Origin of the sequence: Galbibacter pacificus, assembly GCF_029603165.1 — a bacterium.
GTDB classification, from domain to species: domain Bacteria; phylum Bacteroidota; class Bacteroidia; order Flavobacteriales; family Flavobacteriaceae; genus Galbibacter; species Galbibacter pacificus.
Genome location: NZ_JAQSVC010000003.1, coordinates 456,199 through 476,776, shown reverse-complemented (window position 1 = coordinate 476,776; position 20,578 = coordinate 456,199). Strand labels below are relative to the sequence as shown.

General features: G+C 37.1%; 16 protein-coding genes. 7 read left to right on the top strand and 9 right to left on the bottom strand.

Annotation, left to right across the window (positions count from 1 at the left end):
• Window positions 1–38 precede the first annotated feature (38 nt).
• From PSF86_RS10515 to PSF86_RS10480, 8 genes are all read right to left on the bottom strand, one after another.
• On the bottom strand, window positions 39–1,721 hold the full coding sequence (locus PSF86_RS10515) for an LVIVD repeat-containing protein (RefSeq protein WP_277900032.1): 1,683 nt from the start codon (window positions 1,719–1,721) through the stop codon (window positions 39–41).
• Window positions 1,722–1,946: 225 nt separating this feature from the next.
• The gene (locus tag PSF86_RS10510) at window positions 1,947–3,086 is read right to left on the bottom strand and encodes a hypothetical protein (protein ID WP_277900031.1); all 1,140 of its coding nucleotides are present in this window, start codon (window positions 3,084–3,086) and stop codon (window positions 1,947–1,949) included.
• A gap of 2 nt (window positions 3,087–3,088) precedes the next feature.
• Entirely contained in the window at window positions 3,089–4,363 is a 1,275-nt protein-coding gene (locus PSF86_RS10505; RefSeq protein ID WP_277900030.1) for a YaiO family outer membrane beta-barrel protein, read from the bottom strand.
• A gap of 38 nt (window positions 4,364–4,401) precedes the next feature.
• A complete protein-coding gene (locus tag PSF86_RS10500; protein WP_277900217.1) occupies window positions 4,402–5,820 on the bottom strand; it encodes a glycosyltransferase family 2 protein in 1,419 nt (472 codons plus the stop codon).
• Between the two features lie 22 nt (window positions 5,821–5,842).
• Window positions 5,843–6,847 carry a HEAT repeat domain-containing protein gene (locus PSF86_RS10495; protein ID WP_277900029.1) on the bottom strand — a complete coding sequence of 335 codons (1,005 nt, stop codon included), beginning with the start codon at window positions 6,845–6,847 and terminating at the stop codon, window positions 5,843–5,845.
• Window positions 6,848–6,852: 5 nt separating this feature from the next.
• Entirely contained in the window at window positions 6,853–7,218 is a 366-nt protein-coding gene (locus PSF86_RS10490; RefSeq protein ID WP_277900028.1) for a response regulator transcription factor, read from the bottom strand.
• A 4-nt stretch (window positions 7,219–7,222) separates the two neighbouring features.
• Window positions 7,223–7,942: an Hpt domain-containing protein gene (locus PSF86_RS10485; protein WP_277900027.1), complete on the bottom strand. Its 720-nt coding sequence runs from the start codon at window positions 7,940–7,942 to the stop codon at window positions 7,223–7,225.
• A 73-nt stretch (window positions 7,943–8,015) separates the two neighbouring features.
• Window positions 8,016–11,792, bottom strand: coding sequence for a response regulator (locus tag PSF86_RS10480; RefSeq protein WP_277900026.1), 3,777 nt, complete (start codon window positions 11,790–11,792; stop codon window positions 8,016–8,018).
• 726 nt (window positions 11,793–12,518) lie between these two features.
• On the opposite strand from PSF86_RS10480, the gene PSF86_RS10475 reads away from it, so the two are divergent.
• On the top strand, window positions 12,519–14,402 hold the full coding sequence (locus tag PSF86_RS10475; RefSeq protein WP_277900025.1) for an OmpA family protein: 1,884 nt from the start codon (window positions 12,519–12,521) through the stop codon (window positions 14,400–14,402).
• 150 nt (window positions 14,403–14,552) lie between these two features.
• Here PSF86_RS10475 and PSF86_RS10470 read toward each other — a convergent pair whose 3' ends face one another.
• Entirely contained in the window at window positions 14,553–15,149 is a 597-nt protein-coding gene (locus PSF86_RS10470) for a riboflavin synthase (protein WP_277900024.1), read from the bottom strand.
• A gap of 267 nt (window positions 15,150–15,416) precedes the next feature.
• Between PSF86_RS10470 and pdxA the strand changes: the two genes are divergently transcribed.
• The 6 genes from pdxA to accC all read left to right on the top strand — a co-directional run bounded on the left by pdxA (window position 15,417) and on the right by accC (window position 20,457).
• Window positions 15,417–16,463: a 4-hydroxythreonine-4-phosphate dehydrogenase PdxA gene (gene pdxA / locus PSF86_RS10465; RefSeq protein ID WP_277900023.1), complete on the top strand. Its 1,047-nt coding sequence runs from the start codon at window positions 15,417–15,419 to the stop codon at window positions 16,461–16,463.
• A gap of 99 nt (window positions 16,464–16,562) precedes the next feature.
• A complete protein-coding gene (locus PSF86_RS10460) occupies window positions 16,563–17,099 on the top strand; it encodes a YceD family protein (protein WP_277900022.1) in 537 nt (178 codons plus the stop codon).
• A 9-nt stretch (window positions 17,100–17,108) separates the two neighbouring features.
• On the top strand, window positions 17,109–17,306 hold the full coding sequence (gene rpmF, locus PSF86_RS10455) for a 50S ribosomal protein L32 (RefSeq protein WP_277900021.1): 198 nt from the start codon (window positions 17,109–17,111) through the stop codon (window positions 17,304–17,306).
• A gap of 174 nt (window positions 17,307–17,480) precedes the next feature.
• A complete protein-coding gene (locus PSF86_RS10450) occupies window positions 17,481–18,476 on the top strand; it encodes a beta-ketoacyl-ACP synthase III (protein ID WP_277900020.1) in 996 nt (331 codons plus the stop codon).
• Window positions 18,477–18,506: 30 nt separating this feature from the next.
• Window positions 18,507–19,013: an acetyl-CoA carboxylase biotin carboxyl carrier protein gene (accB, locus tag PSF86_RS10445; RefSeq protein WP_277900019.1), complete on the top strand. Its 507-nt coding sequence runs from the start codon at window positions 18,507–18,509 to the stop codon at window positions 19,011–19,013.
• A gap of 91 nt (window positions 19,014–19,104) precedes the next feature.
• On the top strand, window positions 19,105–20,457 hold the full coding sequence (accC, locus tag PSF86_RS10440; protein ID WP_277900018.1) for an acetyl-CoA carboxylase biotin carboxylase subunit: 1,353 nt from the start codon (window positions 19,105–19,107) through the stop codon (window positions 20,455–20,457).
• Window positions 20,458–20,578: the final 121 nt, after the last annotated feature.

Sequence of the window (20,578 nt, the reverse complement as noted above, 5' to 3'; positions counted from 1 at the left end):
TTTGCAATTGATGAAAATATTTTTTTTAAAAACACGACTTATTCTAAGCTATTAAATGTATCGGTATAATTACCGGTAATAGTAATGTTGCCATTTTTTATTACGTTACCATATACGGTAATGGAAGAATCATTGCCTAAAAATTCTAATGTAGCGCCATTGTTTAAAATCATATTTCCATATATAACTAAACTGCCTTCAATTTGCAGTATTCCTTTGTTGTTTACAATTAAAGCATTGTATGGGGCTTCTGAGGTTCCTTGTGCTAAGGTTCCTTTTATTAAAAAAGTTCCTTCACTATTTATGTTAATCCCCTTATTAACAGCTAGTGCGCCACAGAAAATTAAATGAGCTTTGGAGTTTACATTAATTCCCATCAAACTAGCAGAACCACTATATGCTTCATCTGAATTAGAGTTTACGTTTAACCAATACCCCCCTTTAAATACAGGATAGTCAGTACAAACAATACCACTGCTCGAATCTGTTTCGGCCACTGCTTTAAGAATTTTTAAACCGCCTTTTCCATCAGCTACAAAAATATAATCATTAGCACTTTTTACATAGTTTGCCGACCCTTCGAGATTTAACGTTCCAATGGTAGTTAAGTCGCTAATATTGTCGTTGATAGTATAGACCGAAACGCCACCGGCACCACTTGCTGCAAATATGTGCTTATCTTCAACAGAGACCGCATTTGTAACCAAATCATTTGGGTCGATATTTTCCTTGGGATCGACTTCAGAAATTTTAATCGTAGTAATTTTAGAGCCATTATTTATATTGTATATGCCTATACCTTTTGAGCCTTCGGCCACTAAAACATTATTGTCAAAAAAATCTATAGTCCGTTTTGCTTCTGCAATATCTTTACTTGTTGCAAAACTGTTGGTTTTGTTTAGGTTGCCTGCGTTGTATATATGAATTCCTTCTGTTCCGCTTAGCACAACAATTTTATTATTATAATTTCCTACAGCTCTTAAATCGGGCAAAGAAACATCATTGTCTAATTGTTGAGTTCCAAGGTTGTATTTTGCCAAGACCCCGTTGTCTCCAGAGACACCAAATATGCCATTGGTATTGGCAATTACATCGGTGGCAACATAACCAGGCATATCCATTAGACTTAGGTTTTCAGTTGGAAGGCCATCATTTAGCAACATTTTTATTAAAAATGCCGGATTTGTACCATCATTGGCTATAGAAGGATTTGCACCGGCTATATATAAGGCGTTTTGGTAATAATCAATTGAACTTATATCGGTATTTGGGAAGATGGCCTGTAGTATAACCGATGGATTAAGGGGGTTAGAAATGTCTATTACATCAATGGCACCTAAATAGGTGTCGCCTTCTACATTATAAGAAACATATGCATATGTTTCGTTAATTTCTACATGTGTTGCCCTTAAAGTGGTTCCTTTGTAAACAGGTGCAGAAACCTCGGCAATTTGTACTAGGGGAAAGTCATTAGCCTTTAAATTTTCGCCAGGAACGTTATTTGAGCTCTTTTCTGAAGATTCTTCTGGGTTTTTTTCTGGAGCACCTTTAATACTGATTACGCCTATGTGTTCTAATTTAACACGCTCGGAAAGATTGTTATCAGTTAAGATAACATTACTTTCTCCCGGTTCTTGGATATCGGAATTGTCGTCATTAGACTGACATGCAACTAGTAAAACGAGGAAGGTGAGCATGCCAATATTCTTTGCTTTTTTCATTGAGGCCTTTTTTAATTTTTTTTTGCATAAAACAGTATGAACAAAGAGTAACATAATCTATTTAAATATCTCTTATACATACCACAGATTAAATCTTAAATTAAGGTATGAAAAAAAAACGTAAAAATAAAATTGGGTCTTTCCTTGGAAGGATTACGGAAGATTGCTTTCAAGCACTTGAAAAACAAATATCTTGAGGATTTATGGAAGCTAGGCCTTTTGAAATTATTCATGGATATAATCTTTTAATATATTACTAATCATTGGCTTGTAGAACCTCCAAAAAAATTCCTTCTGGCTTTCTAAATTTTCCGAATCGTAAAAAGTACTTTGAAAGATTTCTATTCCTTTAAAATAAGAGGTGTTCAATGATATCTTATTATCACAAAAATCACCAGACAAGTAAGTAAACTTATAAGAGCCCGATTTGTTGGTTGTTACGGCAGGAAAACTGTTTGGAATATTATTCTTTTTCAAAATCATATTCCCTTTTTTAGTAACATCCAAATGGTAAACGGCATTGGATTCATTATAATTGGAATCTATTTTTATAATGTCAAACCAAAAAGTATAATTTATCTTTTCGGGTACCGCGTACATGGATTGAGCTTTGCTGTTACTTACAATAAAAGGATGTGCCGTCTTTAGCTCCTTTTCCATTTCGAGGACTACTACTTGTGCCCCTTTTACCAAAACAATCCCTTCCTTTTGAAAAGACCATGTTGCATTGTTTGATTTTTCATAATTATTTACAACCCACGTAGGGAGCTCTTTATTTACTTTTTTGTTCAAACTTTTATAATATCTTCCCGACCAACCGGTCCATTGTATATGAAATAAACTTTCGAATTTCTCCCTGTTTTCCATATCGGTAGGGTCTCCCAATATATTAAATTCTGTAATTATTGGTTTCTTTTTTTGCTTCATTAATTGTAAAAACTCAATGTCTTGATCGCTCAAGCCGCCATATAAAATCCCATAAGGCTTTTTTTCTTTATACCAATCCATATTGTATAGCCCATAAGCATCTGTATAATATACGGCATCACAATCAAGGCTTAACTGCTCAAGCTGTTCAAAAGAAAACCTTTCCAACCCCTTAACTTTATATTTATTTTCATTGAGAGGGAAAAAACCAAAATAATCCCGATCTGATTTATACAGCTCTTTAGAGGTTTTAGAAAATTTATTGTGATTCAAAACCCAGGATAGGGAAAGATGTTCTTGCGTGCCTTTATTGACTACGGTTTTGTCTATAATTGCAATGACCAGTTTTTGTTTGGGGCTGCACAACCAGGCAACCCACATAAACAGAGGGATACATAAAATACTTATTGCAATACCAAGTATAACGTTCTTCTTCACTTTTAAAATCTTTTAATATACCCTACTCCTATAGAGTATTGATTTCCTTTGGTGTCTGTTGCGTATTCAATATTCTCGTACGTTGCTTGTGCAAATATTACATGGGTTTTCTTGATGAGTTTTCTATAGCCCAGTGAAAAATTAATAGACTTGAGTTGGGCATTGCTATTTAACAATACATTATTGGTAGCATCATCGGGAGAAAAACCTGTTCCTGCTTTCACACTGAAATAATCATCGGCTCCAGCAAAATAGTACCGTGCCGTTAATGCATAAGAATTGGACACGCCACTATCTGAAGGCGTTAGGTATGTTCTGAAATTAAACCAATAATTTTTGTAATATTTTCCAATCCCCAATGTATATACCCATGTCTGGTCTGAAAATATTAGGAGCCTAAAACCTGCGTCAGCTTCAAAGGCTGCTGGGAGATTGGCATATAAGGAAAAACCTGTCCTGTATTCTGGAAAAATTCCTTTATCGCTGGAAATTCCTCCATTCAAATACGCATAAAAGGTGTTGGATATTCTTGGATATAAATCTAATTCAAATTGGGTGCTTCCCGTACCAAACCGATTGGCATAGTTAACACGACTTATTATGGAACCATATTTTGTTTGCCTTGAATAATCAATGCTGGCTAAATGCCAAGGTTTGTCGAAACGTTCGTCAAAATATACAAACTCATACGAAATGCCTATTTCGTTTTTAGCCGATTCCATGCGCACATTTTGCATTAACGATCGGGCCTTGGTGGATTTTGGGTTGTTTTTTAGTACAATATTAAGCGTATTATTGGCCTCTTGGTATTTTTTTAAATCCATTAAAATCTTGGACTTGAGAATCAGCAGTTCTTCGGAATTTGGGTTGTACTCCAAGGCGGTGTTCACAATTTGCAGGGCTCTTATGGAATCATCGTTCCAATACTCTAAACTTGCATAAGCAATTGCGGCATCAGTATAGCTTTTGTTGTTTTCGAAAACGCTACTTAAAGTAGCCCGTGCCTTATCCGTTTGGTCTGTCCATGTGTATAACCTTCCTAAGAAGATACTTAAATCTGCATAATCAGGGGCTTTTTTGGTAGCGATTTTCATCAACCTGATGGCTTCAGTATAATCATTATTGTCAAAAGCTTCTGTACGTGCCCGTACAAAAAGTTCGTCGCTGGTTAGTGCCTCTTCTTGTGCCGAAGAAACAAAAATCGTCAACAAACAAATTAACAAACATCCAGTCTTTTTCAGGCTACTAAAGTTTACCGATGGATTCCTTATCATCATAAAATGAATCATTTTAAATATCTTAATTATTAGGTTATCTATTTTGCCGCATTTCTTAAGCCCGTCCTGTTCATAATACCCCATGATTTTCTTCCTCGAAATAAATCGATATTCCCTTTCAAGCATGCCCAAAGTATAAAGGGATGGTATAAAACAGGCTCTAAACACGCCGTAATTATTAATTTATATATGTAATTGGTTTTTTTGTATTGCTGAAATGAATATTCTTCAAACAATAAGGCCGTAACCGAATATAAAATGCCAAAGCAGTAGGAAACCAAAAAGAAACTTAAAGCAAAAAGCCATTCTATTTGACCTAGGCATAGTAAAACGATAAAAAAAATAATTCCTATAAATTCTATTAATGGTGCCAGCCATTCAAAAAACAACCAATAAGGAGTGCTCAGCATTCCTAGAACCTTGTATTCGGGGTTAAAAATCATAGCTTTATGAAGCCAGAGTGTCTCTGCCGTTCCCCTTGTCCACCTGTTGCGTTGCCGGTGCAGGACTTTCCAGTCTTGTGGAACTTCTGTCCAACATAATGGGTCTGGTATAAACCCAACGGTATATGCTTCATTTCGGGCTCTCATCATTTTTCGCATGCGTACCAAAAGCTCCATATCTTCGCCAACGGTATTGGTGTTATAACCGCCGGCTTCCATAACCGTATTTTTGTCAAACATTCCAAAAGCCCCGGAAATAAGCAGCAATCCATCCATTCGGGACCAAGCCATTCTTCCCATTAAAAATGCCCTAAAATATTCTATGACCTGTGCTCTTGCCACAAATTTATTGGGCAACTTTACTTCTATAACCTTTCCATCTTCAATAATACATGAGTTGGCAATGCGTATAACCCCTCCAGAAGCTATGACTTTCTTTTTATTATTTAAAAATGGTTTTATCAACTTTAAAAGTGCGTCACTTTCCAAAACACAATCAACATCGATACTACATATAATTCCGTGTTTACATACATTTATACCGGTATTGAGCGCATCGGCCTTGCCCCCGTTTTCTTTATCGATTATTTTTAAATTTTTAAAAGACTTGCTCTTGGACTTGTATACTTTTTTTATTTCCTTGGTCGGAATGAAATTATAATGCAATGCATCGTCTTCTACTAAATGAAAGCTTTTAATGAGCCTGTTTAAAGTTTCATCTTTACTGCCGTCGTTAATAATAACAATTTCATAGGAAGGATAATTAATGGTCAGCAACGACCTGATATTTTCTACAATGTTTGCTTCTTCATTAAAGGCTGGTGCCAGTATTGAAATAGATGGTAAGCTTGTGGATTGTAACAAGGCCACTTCGTCTTTTAAATTGTACTTTCTTTTATAATCCCGAATTTCGAAAAAAGAAAATATCGCCGAAAAAATATATCCCGAACATATTATTATCCCATAAACTAAAAATAGCCAACTAAGTATTTCCGATATTTGGTTTAAATTTATAATAGCTCCTTGGTTTTATATATTAGTTAATCATGAAATTCTTTTCGACTTGTAAATAGGTAAGCTCTGTCCTCTTGTCCTGATTGCTTATAAGGGACTTCAGTTCTTTTAACTGATCAATTCTTCCCAATGCCTGAATTGCTTTTATTATTTCGCTTTTAACAACCTCTTCTTCATCTTTAAAACTTGGAATTACCTTCTCCAATAAAGCTTCATAATGAAGTTTATACAGGGCACGGATTGTTTCTTTTCGTACATGTGGATTCTCATGGTATAAAAAAGGAATTATCTTGGGAATATTTTCGAATTGATTAAATTGTTGGATCATTTTAATTGAAAAAATGCGGATTGTAATTAAATGATGGTCTAACCATATGGAAAAGTCTGGAGTTTCCCCTGTGTAAGCATATTTAATACTATCTTCAATGTAAACAAGCTCCCATAGGGTTAATTCAGTTTTTAAATTTTTAAAGAATGACAAGGGATTGTTGGTGGCAGTTTTTAAAAAATAATAAATAGCCTGTTCCCTAACTTCTTCATGCTTTGCATTTAAATAGGGCGATACTAATCTTGGTTCTTTGACTAACAGTTCTGATAAGACATATATTGCCCGCGCCTTAGCATACCAACTCCCTTTTTTTAATATGTTGAACACAAATTGATCGAGTTCCAGTTCTTGGAACACTTTTTTTATTAAAACGGACGATTCTCCCTTAAAGTTTTCATTATATATTAAAATCTGCCGAAGGGTTATTTTTTTCTTTAAGGGGGTATTTAAATGTTTGGATTTAAAGGTTTCGATTTCATTTTTAATATCAAAATCATCGTTAAACATATAATTATTTAAAAATTCATCTGCATTTTCTTGATACGAAATTTTGTGCCTTTCCCGTTGGTTTTTATAAATACGAAGATAGACAAGGGAACAGATAACCATAATTATAAATACTAGAAATAGGACTATAAAGAGTGCATTTAACTTTAGTATCCATGGCCAATCGTTTACTATATGTTCGAGTGAATTCAAAAAAATCAATTGTTTTCTATAGTTCTTTTCACCCTTAATGATAATTCATTGGGGCTGAATGGTTTTGTAATAAAATCATTGACACCCATTTTAAATGCATCCATAATAATTTCCTCCTGTTTTGAAGTAGAAAGCACAATAACGGGCAATTCGGGGATGTTGTTTTTTATGTGCTCAATAAGTTCTATGCCATTAATAAAAGGAAGCATTAAATCGGTTATAACAAGCTGGAAAGCATCGGTTTCAAGTATTTTTAATGCTTTCCTGCCATCTTGTGCCACTACCACTTGGTATCCATCCTTGGTTAATTTAAATTCCAACGATTTTACAATCATTGGATTATCTTCAATAATTAATATTTTCTTTTTCATTTTTTCAATTAAGCTTGGGAAACTCTTTTTTTAGTTCATCTATAATGTTTAAATATTCTTGATTAAGTTTTTCGGCCAAGGCCGATATTTCCTCATCTTTGGCCTGGTAGCATATTTTATCGCACAGTACTCTGCAATGATCATTTTCCAGCATTTCAAACGAGGGCTTGATATTGTGTGCTATTTCTCGGGCGGTCTTGAATTCAAGATTTTTTACTGCCTGTTTTAGCTCGTTGAGTTTTGTGTATACGGAGTCTTTAAAAATCTGTAGGGATTCGAGTATAAAGGCAGTGTTATTGTCAGATAATTGCTTTAAATAATTAAGTGAATATGGTTTTGCCCCTTTTTTTAAATTTTCTGATGATTCGTTCACAAAAGACACGATATTCATTATATCCTTTTCTGTAATAGGCTTGTTTATAATAAAGAAAGGCTCTTCGTTATTAAGGTCCCCATGGACTTCTTTTTCTGTTATAAGGACTGCCGGCATATTAAGATTAAGCTCCATTGATAAATAATCCAATAACTGAATTGAGGTAAGCGGCCCTACTTCATGGTCTATGATAAGGAAGTTATAAGAAGGGGTGTCTTTAATTTTCTGTATGGCCTGAAAACTATTTTTTGAAGACTCTATAATCCAGTCGTAATTCACGCACAAAACGGAGAGCCTATCTATGTCAGATTGATTGCTGGTTATTAATAAAATATGTAATTGCTTTGACATTGGGACTTGATCTGATAAATGTTGGTCTTTAATTAAAAGTTAAGTTCTAAACTAGAATTGAACAAAAAATTAATTATGATGTTTCTCTCTTTGTTAAATAATCCAATAATACCTTTTTTATAGTGTCGTAAACTACTGGCTTTAAAACATATTCGTCCATCCCGTACTTTAAGCACCGTTCTTTTTCGCCTTTTATGGATCTTGCCGTTAACGCAATAATGGGCACATGGCTGTTATCTTTTTCTAAGGTACGTATTTCCTTTGTTGCTTCAAAACCACTCATTATTGGCATTTGTATGTCCATAAATATTAAATCGACCGTATTCTTTTTAAAAAGTCCAACAGCTTCTTGTCCATTATTGGCCTCCAAGAGTGTTGCCTTAGGCAAGATTCTTTGTATCAAGGTTCTAGCCAGTAGTTTGTTTACAGGATTATCTTCGGCAATAAGTATAGTACAGCTTATATTTTCTAATGAGGTTTGCTCTGAAATAGTAATTATATCCTGCTTCTTTTGTGGTTTTTCAATGCGGTCTATTACATTATATAATTGATGAAATATAATAGGTTTTGTAATGTTAAATTGCACTTCCAGCTCTTTACAGGCTTTATTTATGATCTCGTCATCGACAGCACTATGCAGTAACATAATAGGCAATTGGTCGCTACCTAACTTAAAATTATTCCTAATATGGTTAATCACTTCAATGCCGTTTAAGTATGGCATATTGTAATCGATTATGGCCAAATCGAAATCATTTTGTTTTTCTAATATTTCCAAGGCCTCAATACCGTTTGAAACTGCTACAACGGCTATTTCGTTTACTTGAAGCATCTCTATTAAAATTGTTCGGTTGTTTTCGTTATCATCTACAATCAATACGTTATTTACTTTTTCGTATTGCGTACTAATAATCTCAAATTCACCTTTTTCGGTTTTAAAGTCAATAACAAAAGAAAAGGTACTTCCCTTGCCCGGTTCGCTTTTTACTTCCAATTTACTTCCCATAAGTTCTAACAAACGGTTGCTTATGGTCAACCCAAGACCTGTTCCGCCATACTTTCTGGTTGTAGATGCATCTTCTTGGTCGAAGGCATTAAAAATTTTAGCGAGGTTATGCGAAGCGATACCTACTCCGGTGTCTTTTATGGAAAAAATAAATCTCTTTTTTTCGTTATCCGGAGCATGAGATATATACCTTACTTCCATTTCTACTTCTCCTTGATGTGTAAATTTTACAGCATTTCCCAAGAGGTTTGTTAAAATTTGTCGTAAGCGAACTGAGTCGGTATACACAAAACGATCGGCAGTTGAAGAAATATCCAATAAAATTTCAAGCCCTTTGGCATGTGCCTGGTGTTTAACAATGTCCATTGTTTGGCTACATAGTTCCAAGATGTCTACTTTTTCTATATTGAGTTCTAATTTCCCTGCTTCAATTTTAGAGAAGTCCAATATGTCATTGATAATGTCCAGGAGATGGTTGGCAGAGTTATATACTGTTTGCATATATTTCCCTTGACTGTCGGACAGGCTGGTTTTCATCAATAAGTCTGTAAAGCCTATAATGCCGTTAAGGGGCGTTCGGATTTCATGACTCATGTTAGCCAAAAACTCCGATTTAGACTTATTTGCTGTTTCCGCTTTTTGCTTGGCAATAATTAATGAAGATTCGTATGCTTTAATAGTGCTTATGTCTTGTACAATTCCATATACTTTGTTGTTCTTGTCAAAGCTTTTGGTACGGCCAATTATGCGGACCCATTTTCTATTGGATTTAGCTGAAATAAAACGAAGCTCCAAATCGAAAGAAGTTCCTTTCTGTAAAGCCTCATCGGTGGCTGTGCGTAATTTTTCGGCATCTTCTTTTTGGTAAAAGTTAAAAGCGTCGTCCCTGTTGGGAGCATAGCTTTCGGGAACTTCGTGTATTTTTTTTGTCATGGCACTCCATGCCAAATAATCCGTTTCCTTATCGTATTCCCAACTCCCTATTTTGGCTACTTCATTCGATTGGTCGAGCATGTCCTGTAACCGCAACCGTTCTAAAACATTCTTTTTAAATTGGGTAATGTTTGCAGTATACATCAACAAGCCTCCTATTTCATTGGCTTTTTTATACCATGGTTTTACTTTCCACGTAATCCACTGCTTTGTGCCATCTGCCCTTTCAAATACTGCTTCGTCACATGTATTGATTGCTCCTTGCAAACATTCTTGATGTATTTTTTTCCAATCGTCTCCTATTTCAGGGAATACGTCATAGTGAGACTTCCCAATTACATTTTCAGTAATCCCATAATCCTTTAGCCATTTTTTTGAAGCCGCTTGGTATATCATATTGGTATCAAACATGGCGATTGCAGAGGGGGCCTCATCAATAAATAGCTTATTTTGCTTAATACTGCTTTCCAGTTCTAGTTGAGATTCTTTTTGGGCGGTAATGTCCCAGTTGGTACCCAACATCCTTAGAGGCTCGTTTTCAGCATTTCTGTGGAGGGAACCTTTCGCGCGTATGTAATGCACAGAACCATCTGGCCATACAATCCTAAAATCGGTATCGTAGGTGGCTTTGTTTGCTAAAGCATCGTTAAGCAGGTCCAGGACACGGTTTTTATCATCTGGATGTAAGCTTTTCTTCCATATACCAAATGAAATTTCAGCATTGTCAGGAGATAATCCATATAATTTATACATGGTTTCATCCCATGTTATTTTTGAATTAACAACATCCAAATCCCATATGCCAATAATCGATGCGTCTAGTGCAGTTAGTACTTTCTCGTTTGCAGCTTTAAAGTTTTGTTCTGCCAATACCCTGCGTGAAATATCCCGGAAGGCCACTAATGTAATAATACCATTCTTGGTCCAAATAGAATTTAGGGTCATTTCAACAGGGATTTCATCCCCGTTTTTATGTAAGGCCTTCAACTCGATCATCGATGTATGATTGGCCTTATTTATTTCAGAAATATCTTGATCTTTATTTTTTTGTTGTATCATATAATCTTCAATATGAAGACTGTGTTTTTCTCGGGACTCTTCATGAATCAACGTGTTTATATTTTCCCCCTTTAAATCAAATTCATCATATCCAAATACCTTTTTCATGAGCGTATTGGAAAGTTGTATTACCCCATTTCTATCAACTATAATTATGGGGTCTGGAGTTGCATTTAAATAGGTGGTTGTAATATGCAGTTCTTCTTCAACTCTCGTTCTTTCCTGCTCGAGTTTGTTCATGGAATTAACAACCAGTATCAATATCAATAAAGCTACTCCTATAAAAGAAACACCGAGGAGCGCAATTGAAAAGTCGGTTGCAAAGTAGCCTTTTCTGTAGCAATAAAGTATTATATAAGAAATTATAAGTGTCGTGAATGTCAACTGGAAAAATAATTTACGCATTACATGGTTTCCGATTTTTTTGCCAATAAACAATTCTGTAATCCCATAATATGGGAACATTAAGGAAACCGCTATGCTTGCCATGAAAAAACCAATAGCGGTATGGATGGCCATGGACGAAATAAAAGTAATTTTATCTATTGTCGAAACTTCAAAAGTGTATCCTATTATAGCCAAAAACGCAAAAAAAGTGACAACATGTGGGAAGTATGCCATGATACTTTTAAATTGCTGCTTGTTCCATATAATACAAAACAAAGACAAGCTCAGGAGGATGAAAGATAGCGATGTAGCCATGGACATCCTGCCGGGTGTGGGGTTCCCTAGCATTTCTCCTTTGGTATCAGGCACAATTAATTGATCAAGGCCTAAATTAAAATTTCCTATATCCTGAAGAAAAGTTAAACCGCTTATTAACAACAAGAACGCGTTCAAAAAAAATACCATAGTGGTACTTTTTTTTTGCTGTACGCAATAGATAGTGATTGCTAATAATAAAAAGGAAAAAGCAGTGTTAAATTTCATAGTGGGAAGCCCTGAGATGACTCCTGTTAAGGCCCTAACTTTAAAAAACCATCCAAAAATAACCAATATGGCTACAATAAAAACAACGAATGCTGTTAGTAAGATAGTTTTTTTATATATGTTAGTCTGAACCATGGGGCTTGTTCTTTTCGTTAATTAGAATATGCAATACAAGATATTACATTTTAATGAAAACATGGGACTCTATTATCAATTGATTTTGATATATAAATAATCTAACCGTATTTTCTAATCTTCTCTTTAGAAAATAGAGCGTTGACTCAATAGATTTGATACTTCTCGTAGTATGTGTTTAACTTTCCATTAAGTTAAATTGTGCTTGGCTATAAAAGACCTTGTTCTTCCATGCTCTATAAACTAATTACAACATGAATGCATGTCAGAATTACATTGCGAAAATAAATACCATAATCCATGTCCATTTGTTGGCTAACCCTATTCACAACCATCATTTTAACCATATAAATTTGTAGTTCACCCAAAAAATGTTCGATGTATCAATTTTTGTTAAATATTTACATCATAAAATGTGTGTATAACAAAAAAAGGTCCCCCGTAACCTACATATCAAATAAATATAAATAATATGTTTTTGTTATGCACACTTAAAAACCAACATTCCCCCGCATGAAACCGTGCTTTTTCATTATAGTATTCCTTTCCCTTGCATTTTCCTTTGGTTTAAAGGCACAAGATAAAAAATTAAAAAAGGCAGACAAAGTCTACCAAAAGTTTGATTATGTAAAAGCAATCAACCTATATGAAGGTATAGCCAGCAGGGGATATTCTTCTCCAGAGCTATACAAAAAACTGGGCAATTCATATTATTATATGGCCAAACCAGAACAAGCGGCTTCTTGGTACCAACAACTCATGGAAGAAAGCGAAAAACCCGAAGCCAATTATTACTATCGTTATGCCCAGTCATTAAAAGCAGGTCGGCAATTCAACAAGGCAAATAGCATGCTCGGCGAGCTTGCAAAAAACTACCCAAACGATATAAGAGGGAAGTTGTACAAAGAAAACCCATTGTATTTGGAGCGTATTTTCAAGGACTCTTCAAAATATACAGTTTCCCATGTTGCATTTAATTCCCCTTACTCAGATTATGCACCTTCGATAACAGAAAACAATATTGTATTTACTTCTGCTAGGGACACAGGCTTTCTGGCCAAAAATGTTCAAAGCTGGAACTACCGTGCATTTACCGATATCTATACTGTTAACGATAGGGGAAACCGTGCAACCAAACTCCCAAAAAAAATAAATTCAAAATACAACGAGTCGACGGCTTTTTTTACCAAAAACGGCAAAAAAGTCTATTTTACCCGTAACAATGCCGATAAAAAAAAGCTGATAAACGGAAATGACAACATAAACCGCTTGCAGATATTTCAAGCAGACGTCATGGAAAATGGCGAATGGGCAAACTTAAGGCGCCTGCCATTTAGCAGTGATGAGTATTCGGTGGCGCACCCAACGTTAAATACAGAAGAAACCGTAATGTTCTTTGTTTCAGATATGCCCGGAGGCAAAGGTATGTCCGATATTTACGCAGTTACCATAAATACAGACGGGAGTTATGGGGAACCTACTAATTTAGGGGCACAGATCAATACAGAGTCCCGGGAGAGTTTTCCGTATATAAGCCCCCAAGGAAAGCTTTATTTTGCAAGTGATGGACAACCTGGTTTGGGCGGGTTCGATATTTTTTCTGCCGAAATCGATGGTCAGCTTCAAATACAAAACGTTGCCAACCTTGGCGCGGGGATCAATAGTCCACAAGACGATTTTAGCATCACCATGTACCCAGATGGAAAAAGCGGCTATTTTGCATCCAATCGCAAAGGCGGAACCGGGAGCGACGACATCTATATGTTCGCCAACAATTGCCTCAGCACCATAACCGGGAATATTGCCAACAACCAAGGAAGCATGTTGGAAAATGCTATGGTAGTTATTTCAAACCACAAAAAAACATACAGGACCACAACCGACACCCAAGGAAATTATATGCTCGGTGAAAATTTCGATTGCGGGTCCCAACTTTCGCTTCATATTGAAAAAGAAGGGTTTCTGCCTATCGACACCGTTATCGAGACCGGTAGCGGCAAAACCTACAACTTTACGCTGGAAACAGAAAGCCTTAACGAGCGCTTGGCCCTAAACGAGATATATTTCGGTTTTGACAAATCGGACGTAACAGACAATGCCAAGCAAGAACTCGATAAAATCGTAGCGTTCCTAACGGACAATAAAGGCTATCGCCTTGAGATCGCTTCTTATACCGATAGAATTGGCAAGGCCAGTTACAACTTAAAACTGTCGCAACAAAGAGCGCAGGCAACGGCCAACTACCTTATTTCCCATGGGATTTCAGCCAACAGGATAACTTCCCAGGGAAAAGGGGAGGCACAACTGGCAACAAAATGTTTTACCGAAGGACCGTGCAACAAACCGACGTATAAAGAAAACCGACGGTCGGAGTTTAAACTTATAAAAACAAACTGATTTTTATTCAGGACGTACCCCTCGCCAATTTAGCATGGATTGGGTCTTCGGGCCTGGCTTTCGTTACTTACCTGCTTTCCGGATGAAAACACCGGGGAGAGCTCAAACACGCGCTCAATCACTCCTGCAAAAAAAAATGAAATGATCAGATCAATTGTTTTTTCGTAATTCCATCAACCTAGAAACATATTTCCCGATGACGTCAAACTCCAAGTTTACCACATCGCCTATTTTGTAATTTTTAAAACGGGTATGTTCAAAAGTATATGGAATAATAGCTACGCTAAATTCATCTAACTTAGAGTCTACCACCGTTAAGCTAGTGCCGTCAATGGTAATAGAGCCTTTTTCAATGGTAACGTTGCTTTTTGCCGGGTCGTAAGCAAAAGTGAAACGCCAACTTCCGTGCTCGTCAACAATACCTTTGCAAACCCCAGTCTGGTCTATATGCCCCTGAACAATGTGCCCATCAAGGCGGGTACCCATTTTCATGGCCCTCTCCAAGTTAATTTCATCTCCAGCCTTTAAACTGCCCAAAGCCGTTTTGTCCAAGGTTTCTTTAATAGCGGTAACCACATATTCGTCTCCGTTAACCGAGACTACCGTGAGGCATACCCCATTATGGGCAACGCTCTGGTCTATTTTTAATTCGTTGGTAATAGTGCTCTTTATGGTAAGGTGTATATTTTCTTCATCCTTTACAATATTGGTGACCAATGCCAACTCTTCTATAATTCCCGTAAACATTTCTATTTTTATTAATTAAATTTGCATATGTCCATAAGTAAAATGGTTAGTCGCAAATACAATAACAAACCTACTAAATAGTACCGCAAACTACAATAGTTATTTGTTTAAGTAGGGGATAGAGGGCAAGGGCATGCAAGGTTAAAACCAGCATAGGGGTGTTTTTGGGCCATACGTCAAAAGAGATGACCAAATTTGCGTGCCGGTTCGGGAAAACGGAAAATTAAAAAACAAGCTGTTTCCCAAAAAACCTAAAATTAAAAACAGATGAAAAACGACGATAACATAAAGGTAGGGATTTCCATTGGGGATTTAAACGGAATTGGGTGCGAGGTAATTTTAAAGACCTTTGAAGACAATAGAATGTTGGAATTATGCACTCCTGTTATTTTTGGTTCTACCAAGGTGATAAATTACCAGCGTAAAATGCTCGACATGAACCTTGCTTATAACGGTATAGATTCGGCAGTCAAGGTAGTCGCCGGAAAATTCAATGTGGTAAATGTATGGAAAGAAACCCCGAACATAGAGCCGGGAAAAGAGACCGAAGAAGGAGGGAAATATGCTTTTTTATCGTTAAAGGCTGCCGTAACGGCGTTAAAGAACGGCGAAATAGACGTATTGGTGACCGCTCCTATAAACAAACACAACATACAGTCGGAAGAATTTAAGTTTCCGGGCCATACAGATTACCTTGCGCAAGAGCTCGAAGGAGAGGCATTAATGTTTATGGTTACCAATGACCTAAAAGTAGGATTGTTAACAGACCACGTGCCCGTAAAAGAAGTAAGCAATAAGATAACCCCAAAATTGGTAGAAGGGAAAATCAATAAAATATATAATTCTTTGGTACAGGATTTTAGGGTACGTAAACCAAAGATTGCTGTTTTGGGCATCAATCCACATACAGGGGATAATGGTGTCATTGGCAAAGAAGACGATGAGGTATTGCGCCCCGTAATCAATAAAATAAACGACAGCGGGAAACTGGTATACGGTCCTTATGCCGCCGATAGTTTTTTCGGTTCCGGGCTACACCATCAATTTGATGCTATTTTGGCATCTTATCACGATCAGGGCTTAATCCCGTTTAAGACCTTATCGTTTGGAAAAGGGGTGAACTATACGGCCGGACTGTCCAAAGTGCGCACCTCTCCCGACCATGGAACCGCCTTTGAAATTGCAGGAAAAGGAGAGGCCAACCATAAATCGTTTGAAGAAGCCGTTTTTACGGCAATTTCAATATATAGAAATAGAGAAGAATACAACGAATTAACCAAAAATCCCTTAGAAAAGACGACAGGAAAGTTATAAACAAAAAAAAGTTAATAAGATTATTATCATAAATAAAAATTTATATCTTTGCACCCGCCTTATAATTAAGGAGTAAGGTTTTTAAAACTGATGTTTACAATGAAGAAGTTTAAGGAGTTTGAGATTCCTTTTGTAGGATTAAAACAAGGAAAACACCAGTTCGATTTTGAAATTAAGAAAAAGTTCTTTGATGCTTTCGAGTTCGACGAGTATAACAATGCAGACGTAAAGGTTAAACTTATATTGGACAAAAAAAGCAACATGCTGGAGTTAACCTTTGAAAACAAAGGGTCTGTAAACGTAAATTGCGATTTGTCCAATGAGCCGTACGACCAAAAAATAAAAGGAAAGCTTCACTTATTGGTAAAGTTCGGGGAGGAATATAACGATGAAAACGAAGAAATCCTTATAATCCCCCATGGCGAGCATCAAATAAATGTAGCACAATACATTTATGAGATGATCGTACTTTCGGTTCCCAGCAAAAGGGTACACCCAGGGGTGAAAGACGGGACTTTATCGACAGAGATCTTGGAGAAACTGGAAGAGTTTCAACCAAAAGAAGAAAAAAAGAATAACGACGGTGAAACCGATCCCCGTTGGGATCAATTGAAAAAACTATTAACGGATAAATAAAGATTTAAAATGGCACATCCTAAAAGAAGACAGTCTAGCACAAGAAGAGATAAGAGAAGAACGCATTACAAGGCTACTGCTCCTCAAATTGCTACAGACCCAACAACAGGGGAACAGCACGTGTATCACAGAGCTCACTGGCACGAAGGTAAACTTTATTACAGAGGCCAAGTGCTTATTGACAACACTACTGAAGAAGTAGCATAACATGAAATTTTAGTAAAAAGAATAAAACTCTCACAAGAAGTGGGAGTTTTTTTATTCAAAATTTTTCTAAAAGTCAAAAACGCCCTATTTTGCACCACTATTCGAATAAAAATTAGTAATTTGGACTGATTTTCATCGAATTTTTGCACGTTTTTGATAAAAACTAAGCGAATTATGAATAGACTTAAAGCAGCTATTACAGCTGTAGGAGCATATGTGCCCGAATATATATTGACCAACCAGATGTTGGAAACGATGGTGGATACGAATGATGAGTGGATTACCTCAAGAACTGGAATTAAACAAAGGCACATTTTAAAAGAAGAAGGTAAAGGGACTTCTTATCTAGCCATTAAGGCAGCAGAAGATCTACTTCAAAAAAGCGGCGCAAACCCGCAAGAAATAGACATGGTTATTGTAGCCACTGCAACCCCCGACTTACCCGTGGCGGCAACTGCTGCTTATGTAGCCTCGAAAATAGGGGCCATAAACGCATTTTCATACGATTTACAGGCAGCATGCTCCAGCTTTTTATACGGAATGTCTACCGCCTCCAGTTATATAGAAGCAGGTAGATATAAAAAGATATTACTCATAGGGGCCGATAAAATGTCTTCCATTATAGATTATACAGACAGGACAACCTGTATTATATTTGGCGATGGCGCCGGGGCCGTACTTTTCGAGCCCAATGAAGAAGGGCTAGGTTTGCAGGACGAATACTTAAGGAGCGATGGCATTGGCAGGGACTTCTTAAAGATCGATGCTGGCGGATCCATACTTCCGGCCTCAGAAGAAACAGTGAAAAACAAGCAACATTATGTATATCAAGACGGGAAAACAGTTTTCAAGTTTGCCGTGTCAAATATGGCAGATGTTGCAGAAAGAATAATGGTTCGCAATAACCTTACAAAAGATGACATCCAATGGTTAGTGCCACACCAGGCCAACAGGCGCATTATCGATGCTACGGCCAACCGTGTAAACCTCGATCCGTCCAGCGTAATGGTTAACATTGAAAAATACGGTAACACCACATCGGCAACCCTGCCTTTATTGCTCAACGATTACGAAAAGCAATTAAAAAAAGGGGACAATTTAATATTTGCAGCCTTTGGCGGTGGCTTTACCTGGGGATCCATTTATTTAAAATGGGCATATAACGCATAACAGAACTCAAATTACTAACAAAACTCAATCATGGATTTAAAAGAGATTCAAAGTTTAATCAAATTCGTGGCAAAATCCGGCGCAAGCGAAGTAAAGCTTGAAATGGAGGATGTGAAGATTACCATTAAAACAGGGTCTGAGGACAAAAAAGGAGAAGCTACTACCTATGTTCAACAAATTCCTGTAAATCAGCCAATGCCCCAACAGGGTACAGCTCCACAACCTGCAGCGGCACCAGCGGCAACTCAAGCCGAGGCCGAGGCCACTCCGGTTAAAGCCACTGAAGACGATAGTAAGTACATCACAATAAAGTCGCCGATCATAGGGACATTGTACAGAAGGCCATCACCAGACAAACCAAATTTCGTTGAAGTTGGCGATACCATTGCAAAAGGAGATGTTCTTTGTATCATTGAAGCAATGAAACTGTTTAATGAAATTGAATCGGAAGTATCTGGTAAAATCGTAAAAGTATTGGCTGACGACTCTTCTCCTATAGAATTCGATCAGCCATTATTTTTGGTAGACCCATCATAGAAATTTTGAATGTTCAATTTTGAATGATGACTTTAAGTGCGTCATTTAAAATAATTTAAAATTTAGAATCGATAATTTAAAGTTTCAAGAGATGTTCAAAAAAATATTGATTGCAAATAGAGGCGAAATTGCACTTCGTGTAATTCGAACTTGCAGAGAGATGGGGATTAAAACAGTAGCCGTGTATTCTAAAGCAGATGAAGAAAGCTTACACGTTCGTTTTGCCGATGAGGCCGTCTGCATTGGCCCTGCACCTAGCAAAGATTCATATCTTAAAATATCCAATATTATTGCAGCTGCAGAAATTACCAATGCCGATGCGATTCATCCGGGGTATGGCTTCCTGTCAGAAAATGCTAATTTTTCAAGAATTTGTAAAGAGCACGGCATAAAATTTATAGGTGCCGGACCTGAAATGATTGAAAAAATGGGAGACAAGGCAAGTGCAAAAGCAACCATGAAAGCAGCTAAGGTACCAACAGTGCCTGGATCAGACGGGTTATTGGGATCTTTAGAGGAAACCAAGAAATTGGCAAAAGAAATGGGCTATCCCGTTATGCTAAAGGCCACCGCAGGCGGTGGAGGAAAAGGGATGCGAGCCGTTTGGAAAGAAGAAGACATACAAAAAGCATACGAAAGTGCCAAGCAAGAAGCAGGTGCAGCCTTTGGAAACGACGGGATGTACATGGAAAAACTTATTGAAGAACCGCGGCACATAGAAATACAGGTTGTGGGAGATCAATTTGGTAAGGCTTGCCATCTTTCAGAAAGAGACTGCTCGGTGCAGCGTCGACACCAAAAGCTTACGGAAGAAACACCGTCCCCTTTTATGACCGATGAACTCCGTGAAAAAATGGGGAAAGCTGCCGTAAAAGCCGCCGAATATATAAAATACGAAGGAGCCGGGACCGTAGAATTTTTGGTGGACAAACACCGGAACTTCTATTTTATGGAAATGAATACCCGTATCCAGGTAGAGCACCCTATTACGGAACAGGTAATAGATTACGACCTAATCCGAGAGCAAATACTGGTAGCCGCCGGAGTGCCTATTTCAGGGAAAAATTACTTTCCGAAACTACATTCTATTGAGTGTAGGATCAATGCAGAAGATCCTTATAACGATTTTAGGCCATCGCCAGGCAAAATCACTACGTTGCATGCTCCCGGTGGACATGGTGTGCGTTTGGACACACATGTGTATAGCGGATATATTATCCCGCCCAATTACGATTCGATGATAGCCAAGTTGATAACAACAGCCCAAACAAGAGAAGAGGCCATCAATAAAATGAAACGCGCCTTGGACGAGTTTGTAATCGAAGGGATAAAAACAACCATTCCTTTCCATAGGCAGTTAATGGACGAGCCAGATTATGTTTCCGGTAATTACACCACCAAGTTTATGGAAACCTTTAAAATGAAACCCATGGAAGAGGAGTAAAGATCCTCTTTTTCTATAGTAAACAATAAGCGGCCTACAGTATTTGTAGGTCGTTTTTTATGGTAGTCCAAGACCTGGGACAAAGTCAACATCAATATAGGAATCACCAAAAATATGTTTA

What these genes read in the sequence shown, in the direction of transcription:
- PSF86_RS10505 (WP_277900030.1), bottom strand. Translation starts at nt 4,363, where the DNA reads ATGATGATAAGGAATCCATCGGTAAACTTTAGTAGCCTGAAAAAGACT.
- PSF86_RS10490 (WP_277900028.1), bottom strand. Translation starts at nt 7,218, where the DNA reads ATGAAAAAGAAAATATTAATTATTGAAGATAATCCAATGATTGTAAAA.
- PSF86_RS10480 (WP_277900026.1), bottom strand. Translation starts at nt 11,792, where the DNA reads ATGGTATTTTTTTTGAACGCGTTCTTGTTGTTAATAAGCGGTTTAACT.
- rpmF (WP_277900021.1), top strand. Translation starts at nt 17,109, where the DNA reads ATGGCACATCCTAAAAGAAGACAGTCTAGCACAAGAAGAGATAAGAGA.
- PSF86_RS10515 (WP_277900032.1), bottom strand. Translation starts at nt 1,721, where the DNA reads ATGAAAAAAGCAAAGAATATTGGCATGCTCACCTTCCTCGTTTTACTA.
- accB (WP_277900019.1), top strand. Translation starts at nt 18,507, where the DNA reads ATGGATTTAAAAGAGATTCAAAGTTTAATCAAATTCGTGGCAAAATCC.
- PSF86_RS10485 (WP_277900027.1), bottom strand. Translation starts at nt 7,942, where the DNA reads ATGTCAAAGCAATTACATATTTTATTAATAACCAGCAATCAATCTGAC.
- PSF86_RS10475 (WP_277900025.1), top strand. Translation starts at nt 12,519, where the DNA reads ATGAAACCGTGCTTTTTCATTATAGTATTCCTTTCCCTTGCATTTTCC.
- PSF86_RS10450 (WP_277900020.1), top strand. Translation starts at nt 17,481, where the DNA reads ATGAATAGACTTAAAGCAGCTATTACAGCTGTAGGAGCATATGTGCCC.
- PSF86_RS10470 (WP_277900024.1), bottom strand. Translation starts at nt 15,149, where the DNA reads ATGTTTACGGGAATTATAGAAGAGTTGGCATTGGTCACCAATATTGTA.
- PSF86_RS10460 (WP_277900022.1), top strand. Translation starts at nt 16,563, where the DNA reads ATGAAGAAGTTTAAGGAGTTTGAGATTCCTTTTGTAGGATTAAAACAA.
- accC (WP_277900018.1), top strand. Translation starts at nt 19,105, where the DNA reads ATGTTCAAAAAAATATTGATTGCAAATAGAGGCGAAATTGCACTTCGT.
- pdxA (WP_277900023.1), top strand. Translation starts at nt 15,417, where the DNA reads ATGAAAAACGACGATAACATAAAGGTAGGGATTTCCATTGGGGATTTA.